This is a genomic window from Lysobacter niastensis (assembly GCF_015453285.1).
Taxonomy (GTDB): Bacteria; Pseudomonadota; Gammaproteobacteria; order Xanthomonadales; family Xanthomonadaceae; genus Lysobacter_J; species Lysobacter_J niastensis.
Window position 1 is genome coordinate 166,873 of record NZ_JADLZT010000009.1, and the last position, 8,688, is coordinate 175,560.

Here is an 8,688-nt window from a genome sequence, read left to right on the forward strand (position 1 = left end):
CGGCTTGAACGGGGACCCCATGAAGAAGACGCTGTTTGCCACACTGCTGCTCGCCGCCGGTTGCTTCGGCGCACACGCGCAGGACTGCCCGGACCGCTCCGCTTACGCGCCCGCGCGCGAAATCATTGAGGACTGGCAGAAAATCGTCGCGCCGTCAGGGGTGCAGGAGTCCTACAAGACCCGCATCGGCGGCATCGACCAGTGGCTCACCGTTCGCGGCCAGGACCGCGACAACCCGGTCATCCTGTTCGTCCATGGCGGCCCGGCCGCGCCGGTGACGCCGACCCTGTGGCAGTTCCAGCGCCCGCTCGAGGAATACTTCACCGTCGTCGACTGGGACCAGCGCGGCGCAGGCAAGACCTATAACGAAGCCGCACCGGAGTCGGTGGCGGGCACCATCCGCATCTCCCGCTACGTCGACGACGCCATCGAGGTCGCCGAGTACGTGCGCAAGCGGTATGGAAAACGCAAGCTGATCCTGATGGGCCACAGCTGGGGCACGATCGTCAGCATGAAGGCCGCGTTGCAGCGCCCGGACCTGTTCTACGCCTACGTGGGAATCGGCCAGGTCATCAACACGCGCGACAACGAGCGCATCAGCTACGACTACGGGCTGGCGCAGGCCAGGGCCCGCGGCAATGCCGAAGCCGTGAAGGAAATGGAGGCGATCGGCCCGTATCCGGGCAGCACGCCGATCACCCGCGAGCGCATCATCGTCGCCCGCAAGTGGCCTCAGTTCTATGGCGGCCTGACTGCGTTCCGTGAGGATTCGAACTTCTACTACCGCGGTCCGCGCCTGTCGCCCGATTACACGGACAAGGACCGTTGCGCGATCAACCTCGGCAGCGAACTCACCTTGGGTCGCGTGCTGCCGGAGTTCCTGGACGTGGACTTCAAGGGCGTCCACGACTTCCCGATCCCGGTGGTGATGTTCATGGGACGTCACGACTACACAACGCCGTCGGAGCCCACAGAAGCCTGGCTGCAGCGCGTGGCCGCGCCCTACAAGCAGGGCGTCTGGTTCGAGCGCTCGGCGCACATGATTCCGTGGGAGGAGCCGGGCAAGACGCTCGCCAGCCTGTTGCAGTACGTGCGCCCGTTGGCCGACGCCGCGGACGGTGGGGCGAACGGCGGAACTAACGGCCAGTAACCGGACGCGGCTGGTTCGGCTGCGAAGTCGCGTCAGCCGCTGGTGAACTGCTCCGCCAGCATGCGCTCTTCGAGGTTGTGCTCGGGATCGAACAGCAGCGTCACGGTGCGGTCGTGCGATTCGCGGATGGTCACCTCGACCACGTCGCGCACCTCGTGCGAATCGGCGGTCGCACTGACCGGGCGCTTGTAGGGGTCGAGCACGCGGAAGCGCACTTCCGTGTCGGCCTTCAGCACGGCACCGCGCCAGCGTCGCGGACGGAATGCCGCGATCGGCGTCAGTGCGACCACGTTGGCGCCCAGCGGCAGGATCGGGCCGTGTGCGGAGAAGTTGTAGGCGGTGCTGCCCGCCGGTGTCGCCACCAGCACGCCGTCGCAGATCAGCTCGTCCAGGCGCGTCTCGCCGTTGAGGTCGATGCGCAGGTGTGCCGCCTGGCGCGTCTGCCGCAGCATCGAGACCTCGTTGTAGGCCAGTGAGCCCACGGTGGCGCCGGACTCGGTCTGCACGATCATTTCGAGTGGTCGCAGCACCGCGGGTTCGGCCGCGTGCAGGCGCTCCATCAGGGCATCGCCATCGTGATGGTTCATCAGGAAACCGACCGTGCCCAGCTTCATGCCGTATACCGGCTTGCCCAGGCTGCCATGGCGATGCAGCGTCGCCAGCATGAAGCCGTCGCCGCCCAGCGCGACCAGGATGTCGGCGTCGGCGGGTTCGTGCTGGCCATGGCGTGCGACCAGTCCGGCAAGCGCGCGTTGCGCTTCGTCGGCGGGACTGGCGAGGAAGGCGATGCGAGGCGTCGCGGTCATCGGCGGCTCCGGCTGAATGCGCGCAGCATAACCCGGACCGGTTTCAGGATTGGGAAACAACGCGTGACGGCAGCATGGCGCCGCCGCCCCAAAAGCAGTGAGCCCGGCTTTCGCCGGGCCCACCGTGTCGATCAGGCCCCGCTCGAGGCCAGCTGCGCCAGTCGCCGCACCGCCACCGACAAGGTCGGATAGTCGAGCGACTTCTGGGTCAGCAGGTCGGCGAACATCGACTGCGTGAAGCGCAGCGAGGAGTCGTCACGCTTCAGCCAGGCCTCGACCTTGGCGTCGACCGGCTTCTTGCCGCCGTCGCCGAGGATCTGCGAGACCAGCGTCCGCGCCTGCGCGGCCAGTTCGTCGCGCAGCGAACCGCGGGCCAGTGCCTGCCAGCGGCCGTCCACCGGCAGCTGCTCGACCTGCTCGTACAGCCACGGGATGTTCAGCGCCGCGCCGAGCTCGAAGTACGCGCGGGCGACCTCGACCGGCGACAGCTTGCGGGCCTGCGCGATCTCGACGATGTCGCAGCCGAACTCCAGCAGCGGCAGTGCGGCGAGCTGCTCGGCCAGCGATGCCGGCACGCCCTTGCCCTTCCACTCGGCGACGCGCGCGGCATAGGCGTCGCGGCGGGCCGGCGACAGAACGCCCGGCACGGCACCGCGCACGGCCTTCAGGCCGTCGCCGTAACGCGCCATCGCGACGGTGATCTCCGGCATCTTGCCCGGACGCGACAGCAGCCAGCGCGACAGCGAACGCAGCAGGTGCCAGATGACCTGCAGCGCATCGACCTGCACGGACTCGGGCACCTTGCCGTCGAGCGCGTCGATCTGCGCCCACAGGCCGCGCGCATCGACCGCTTCGCGGGCGATGGTGTAGGCCTCGGCGACCTCGGCCGGCGTGCGGCCGGTGTCCTCGGTCATGCGCAGCGTGAAGGTCGCGCCCATGCGGTTGACCATCGAGTTGGTCACCGCGGTGGCGATGATCTCGCGCTTCAGGCGGTGGCCTTCCATCGACTTGGCGTACTTGGCCTGCAGCGGCTGCGGGAAGTAGCGCACCAGTTCCTTCGACAGGTACGGGTCTTCCGGCACGTTGGAGTCGAGCAACTGCTGGAACAGCACGATCTTCGAGTACGACAGCAGCACCGCCAGCTCCGGACGGGTCAGGCCCTGGTCGCGTGCCTTGCGCTCGGCAAGCTCGGCATCCGACGGCAGGAACTCGATCTGCCGGTCGAGCAGGCCCTGCGACTCCAGCGTGCGGATGAAGTGCTGCTTGGAGCCCAGGCGGTGCACGCTCATCCGCTCCATCAGGCTGATGGCCTGGTTCTGGCGGTAGTTGTCGTTGAGCACCAGCTGCGCGACCTCGTCGGTCATGTCGGCCAGCAGCTTGTTGCGCGCCGGCAGCGTCAGCTTCTTCTTCTGCACTTCGCCGTTGAGCAGGATCTTGATGTTCACCTCATGGTCGGAGGTGTCCACGCCGGCGGAGTTGTCGATGAAGTCGGTGTTGAGCAGCACGCCGTGATGGGCGGCCTCGATGCGGCCGAGCTGGGTCATGCCCAGGTTGCCGCCCTCGCCCACCACCTTGCAGCGCAGGTCGCGGCCGTTGACGCGCAGCGCGTTGTTGGCGCGGTCGCCGACATCGGCGTTGGTCTCGCTGCTGGCCTTGACGTAGGTGCCGATGCCGCCGTTCCACAGCAGGTCGACCGGCGCCTTGAGGATGGCGCTGAGCAGTTCGACCGGGCTCAGCGCGGTTACGCCGGCGTCAATGCCGAGCGCGGCCTTGGCTTCGGCCGACAGCGGGATCGACTTGGCCGAGCGCGCGAACACGCCGCCGCCCTTGCTGATCAGCGACTTGTCGTAGTCGTCCCAGCTCGAACGCGGCAGCTTGAACATGCGCTCGCGTTCCTTGAACGTCTTCGCCGTATCCGGGTTCGGATCAATGAAGATGTGGCGGTGGTCGAACGCGGCCACGAGGCGGATGTGCTTGCTCAGCAGCATGCCGTTGCCGAACACGTCGCCCGACATGTCGCCGATGCCGACCACGGTGAAGTCCTGCGACTGGCTGTCGCGGCCCATCGCACGGAAATGGCGCTTGACCGACTCCCAGGCGCCCTTGGCGGTGATGCCCATGCCCTTGTGGTCGTAACCGACCGAGCCACCCGACGCGAACGCGTCATCGAGCCAGAAGCCGTGCGCGCGTGCGATGCCGTTGGCGATGTCGGAGAACGTCGCGGTGCCCTTGTCGGCGGCGACGACGAGGTACGGATCGTCGCCGTCATGGCGGACCACGTTCGAAGGCGGCACGATCTTGCCCTCGACCAGGTTGTCGGTGATGTCGAGCAGGCCGTTGATGAAACGCTTGTAGCAGGCCACGCCTTCGTTGAACCAGGCATCGCGGTTCACCGCCGGATCCGGCAGGTGCTTGCAGAAGAAGCCGCCCTTCGAGCCGACCGGCACGATCACGGTGTTCTTCACCATCTGCGCCTTGACCAGGCCGAGCACTTCGGTGCGGAAGTCCTCGCGGCGATCCGACCAGCGCAGGCCGCCACGGGCGACCGGGCCGAAGCGCAGGTGCACGCCTTCCACGCGCGGGCCGTACACGAAGATCTCGCGGTACGGACGCGGCTTCGGCAGATCCGGCACCTTGCTGGAATCGAACTTGAAGCTGATGTAGTCGGCCGGGCCGCCGTCGGCACGGACGCCATCCTTGTACTGGATGTAGTAGCTGGTGCGCAGCGTGGCGTCGATCACGCCGATGAAGCTGCGCAGGATGCGGTCTTCGTCGAGGCTGGCGACGCGATCGAACAGGCCCTTCAGCGAGGTGCGCGTCGATTCGATCTGTTGCTCGCGCTTGCCGGCGCGGGCATCGATGACCGGCTGCAACGCGGCCAGCGCGGCCTCGTCGCCGCGGGCGAGTGCCTGCAACTGGCGCGTGAAGCTTTCCATGCCGGCCTTGATCTCGGCCTTGCTCTCGCGCCCGGTGGCCGGATCGAACTTGGCTTCGAACAGTTCGACGAGCAGGCGCGCCAGCAGCGGATAGCGGTTGAGCGTTTCCTCGACGTAGGTCTGCGAGAACGGCACGCCGACCTGCAGAAGGTACTTGCAGTAGCCGCGCAGCATCGCGACCTGGCGCCAGGACAGGTTGGCGGTCAGGATCAGGCGGTTGAAGCCGTCATTCTCCGCATTGCCGCGCCAGATCTGGGCGAAGGCTTCCTCGAAGTTCGCATCGAGGCTGGCGATGTCCAGGTTCTGGTCGGCGGTCTCGACCTCGAAGTCCTGGATGAACAGCGGCAGGTCGTTGACCACCAGGCGGTACGGGTGCTCGGTGATCACGCGCAGGCCCATGTTCTCCATCATCGGCAGCGCATCCGACAGCGGGATGTCGTCGTTCTGGCGGTAGAACTTGAAGCGCAGGCCGCCCTCGCCGCGATGCGTGCGGTACAGGCTCAGGCGCAGGTCTTCCGGACCGCTGAGCGCGGCCAGGTGTTCGACGTCGTCGCCGGCGATGCTGGCACCGACCTCTTCGATGTAGCCGACCGGCAGGGCGCGGCCGTAACTGCTGCTCAACGCAAGACCACGCTCCTCGCCATGGCGCGCGACCAGCTGCTCGCGCAGCTCGTCCTGGCGATTACGCACGATCTCGGCCAGCGCGGCTTCGATCTGGGCGTTGTCGATCTCGATCGCCTCGCCCGACTTCGGGCGCACGATCAGGTGCAGCTGCGCCAGCGGCGACTCGCCGCCGAGCGTGACCGAGGAATCGATGTGCTCGCCGTGCAGCACCTTCTTCAGCATGGCCTCGATGCGCAGGCGCACGTCGGTGTTGAAGCGGTCGCGTGGGATGTAGACCAGCACGGAGAAATAACGGCCGTAACGGTCGCGGCGCAGGAACAGCTTGCTGCGCACGCGCTCCTGCAGGCCGAGGATGCCGGTCGCGGTGCGCAGCAGTTCCTCTTCGTTCGCCTGGAACAGCTCGTCGCGCGGCAGCGTCTCCAGGATGTGGCGCAGCGCCTTGCCGCTGTGGCTGTTGGGAGCCAGGCCCGACTGCTGCATCACGTACTCGTGGCGCTGGCGCACCAACGGGATGTCCCACGGGCGACGGTTGTAGGCGCTGGAGGTGTACAGGCCGAGGAAGCGCTCCTCGCGGACCGGCTTGCCCTTGGCGTCGAAGCTCAGCACGCCGATGTAGTCCATGTAGCCCGGACGGTGCACCGTCGCGCGGGCATTGGTCTTGGTCAGGATCAGCGCGTCGACGGAACCGGACTGCGGCATGTAATGCGCCGCCAGCGAGGTCAGCGGGCGCGGCTTGCCGGCGTCCTGGCCCCGCATCAGGCCGAGGCCGCTGCTCTTGACCGCGCTCAGCACCTCTTCGGCGCCCTTGCCCGTGACTTCGTATTCGCGGTAACCGAGGAAGGTGAAGTGGTTGTCGGCGGCCCAGCGCAGGAACTCCTGCGCCTCGCGCTTGCCTTCATCGGTGACCGGCAGCTTGCGCGAGCCGAGGTCTTCGGCGACGGCGAGCATCTTCTCGCGCATCTGCGGCCAGTCACGCACCGAGGCACGCACGTCCTCGAGCACTGCCTCGACCGCCTTGCGGATCTTCGGCATCGCCTCGGCGGGCTGGCGGTCGATCTCCAGGTGCATCAGCGACTCGGGCACGCCCTCGCCGACGTTGACCAGCTTGCCGGACTTGTCGCGCTGGAACTTCACGACCGGATGGCCCAGCACGTGCACGCCGATGCCCTGCTCGGCCAGCGCCATGGTCACCGAATCGACCAGGAACGGCATGTCGTCGTTGGCGACCTGGACGACGGTGTGGGTGGACTCCCAGCCCTCGCTCTTGGCCGTCGGGTTGAACAGGCGCACCAGCGCGGTGCCCGGCTTGCGGGCGCGGGCGAAATCGAGGAAGTCGGTCGCCAGCGAGGCCCAGCCTTCGGCGCTGTGCTGCGGCAGCTCGTCGCTGCTCATGCGCTTGTAGAAGGACTTGATGAAGGCCTCGGCCTCGGCATGGCGCGCCTTCGGCAGGCGCTTGCGCATGGCGGCGAGGATCGGTTCGAGCGAGACGATGCCGTTGTTGGCCTTCGGGGCCGGCGCGGCTTTCGCCGACGCGGCTTTGGCCGTCGACGTCTTGGCGGCGGGCTTGGCTGCAGCGTTACGTTTGGTGCTCATGGGAACGGAATTCCGATGGAATGAGGCCCGCGCGTTCGCGCGGGCCGGGGGAGATACGGTTCAGTACGGATCGAGTGCGGACGAAGCCGGGCGCGATGCTTTGAGCGCATCGCAGGCGCCGTCCCTGCGGTGGTCGGATGGAGGCAAGCCGCCACCGCGGTGCCCAGGGCAGGCGGTAGGGCGTGACGAACCGAAACGTTTCATGGCGTGCTCGAGGAAGCCAGCTTCAGCGCAGGCCCGTTTCGTTGCGGGCGATGACGAGGCGCTGGATCTCGCTGGTGCCTTCGTAGATCTCGGTGATCTTGGCGTCGCGGAAGTAGCGCTCCAGCGGCATTTCCTTGGAGTAACCCATGCCACCGTGGATCTGCACGGCCTGGTGGGTGATCCACATCGCTGCCTCGGAGGCGGTCAGCTTGGCGATGGCCGCCTCGTTGCTGAAGCGGGCGCCGCCCTGCTCGAACTGGCCCTTCTGCCACGCCGCGCGCAGCGTCAGCAGCAGCGCCGCGTCGAGCTTGCACTTCATGTCGGCGATCTTGGCCTGGGTCATCTGGAACGTGCCGATCGCAGCGCCGAAGGCCTTGCGCTCCTTCACGTACTCGATGGTCTTCTCGTAGGCGGCGCGGGCGATGCCAATGGCCTGGCTGGCGATGCCGATGCGGCCGGCGTCCAGCACGCTCATCGCGATCTTGAAGCCCTCGCCTTCCTGGCCCAGCACTTCGTTGGCCTGGGCGACGTAATCGGTGAACTCGATCTCGCAGGTGGCCGAAGCGCGGATGCCGAGCTTCGGCTCGGTCTTGCCGCGGTGGAAGCCGGCCTTGGTGGTGTCGATCATGAACGCGGTGATGCCACGCGCGCCCTTGTCGGCGTCGGTCATCGCGAACAGGACGATGTACTTGGCGACCGGGCCGGAGGTGATCCAGCTCTTCTTGCCGTTGATGACGTAGGTGCCGTCGGCCTGCTTCACCGCCTTGCAGCGCATGGCCGTGGCGTCGGAGCCGGACTGCGGCTCGGTCAGCGCGAACGCGCCGATCTCTCGGCCTTCGGCGATCGCACGGACGTAGAGCTGCTTCTGCTCCTCGGTGCCGAACTTGAGGATGCCGTTGCAGAACAGCGAGTTGTTGACCGACACGATGGTCGAATGGGCGGCGTCGCCCGCGGCGATCTCGACCATGGCCAGCACGTAGCTGATCGGGTCCATGCCGGCACCGCCGTACTCGGCCGGCACCTCGATGCCCATCAGGCCGTTCTCGCCGAGGGTGCGGATGTTCTCTAGCGGGAACTCGCCGGTCTTGTCGTGATGCTCGGCGCTGGGAGCAATCTTTTCCTGGGCGATGCGGCGGGCCACATCCTGGATCATCAACTGCTCTTCGGTGAAACGGAAATCCACGTCGGCACCTCGTAATTGGCATTGGGGCAATTGCAGACCGCGAATTGTAGCCGCGCCGCGTGAATAACCCCACCCCGGCCCCCCCTTGGAAGATGACCCAAAAACCCCCCCCCCCCCCACAAAAAAGCTATAAGTCGAAGGTTTTTTAAAGCAAGCCGAACCATCCCGGGCGGGCCCCCAGTAAGGGTTTGT

At 66.9% G+C, this 8,688-nt stretch carries 4 protein-coding genes; 1 reads left to right on the forward strand and 3 read right to left on the reverse strand.

Translation table 11 applies throughout. The annotated features are described in order from the left end of the window. The first annotated feature begins 19 nt into the window (after nucleotides 1–19). Nucleotides 20–1,150, forward strand: a complete 1,131-nt coding sequence (locus IU514_RS16020) for an alpha/beta fold hydrolase (RefSeq protein WP_194932148.1) — start codon at nucleotides 20–22, stop codon at nucleotides 1,148–1,150. Between the two features lie 32 nt (nucleotides 1,151–1,182). Here IU514_RS16020 and IU514_RS16025 read toward each other — a convergent pair whose 3' ends face one another. The 3 genes from IU514_RS16025 to IU514_RS16035 form a co-directional block, all read right to left on the reverse strand. Next, on the reverse strand, nucleotides 1,183–1,956 hold the full coding sequence (locus tag IU514_RS16025; protein WP_194932149.1) for an NAD kinase: 774 nt from the start codon (nucleotides 1,954–1,956) through the stop codon (nucleotides 1,183–1,185). Nucleotides 1,957–2,087: 131 nt separating this feature from the next. Continuing rightward, nucleotides 2,088–7,109 (reverse strand): NAD-glutamate dehydrogenase, encoded by a 5,022-nt coding sequence (locus IU514_RS16030; RefSeq protein ID WP_194932150.1) that lies wholly within the window; start codon nucleotides 7,107–7,109, stop codon nucleotides 2,088–2,090. Nucleotides 7,110–7,335: 226 nt separating this feature from the next. Then, nucleotides 7,336–8,526 carry an acyl-CoA dehydrogenase family protein gene (locus IU514_RS16035; protein ID WP_267464047.1) on the reverse strand — a complete coding sequence of 397 codons (1,191 nt, stop codon included), beginning with the start codon at nucleotides 8,524–8,526 and terminating at the stop codon, nucleotides 7,336–7,338. Nucleotides 8,527–8,688: the final 162 nt, after the last annotated feature.

Excerpts from the sequence above, each read along its gene's own strand:
- IU514_RS16030 (WP_194932150.1), bottom strand. The coding sequence starts at position 7,109 with ATGAGCACCAAACGTAACGCTGCAGCCAAGCCCGCCGCCAAGACGTCG.
- IU514_RS16020 (WP_194932148.1), top strand. The coding sequence starts at position 20 with ATGAAGAAGACGCTGTTTGCCACACTGCTGCTCGCCGCCGGTTGCTTC.
- IU514_RS16025 (WP_194932149.1), bottom strand. The coding sequence starts at position 1,956 with ATGACCGCGACGCCTCGCATCGCCTTCCTCGCCAGTCCCGCCGACGAA.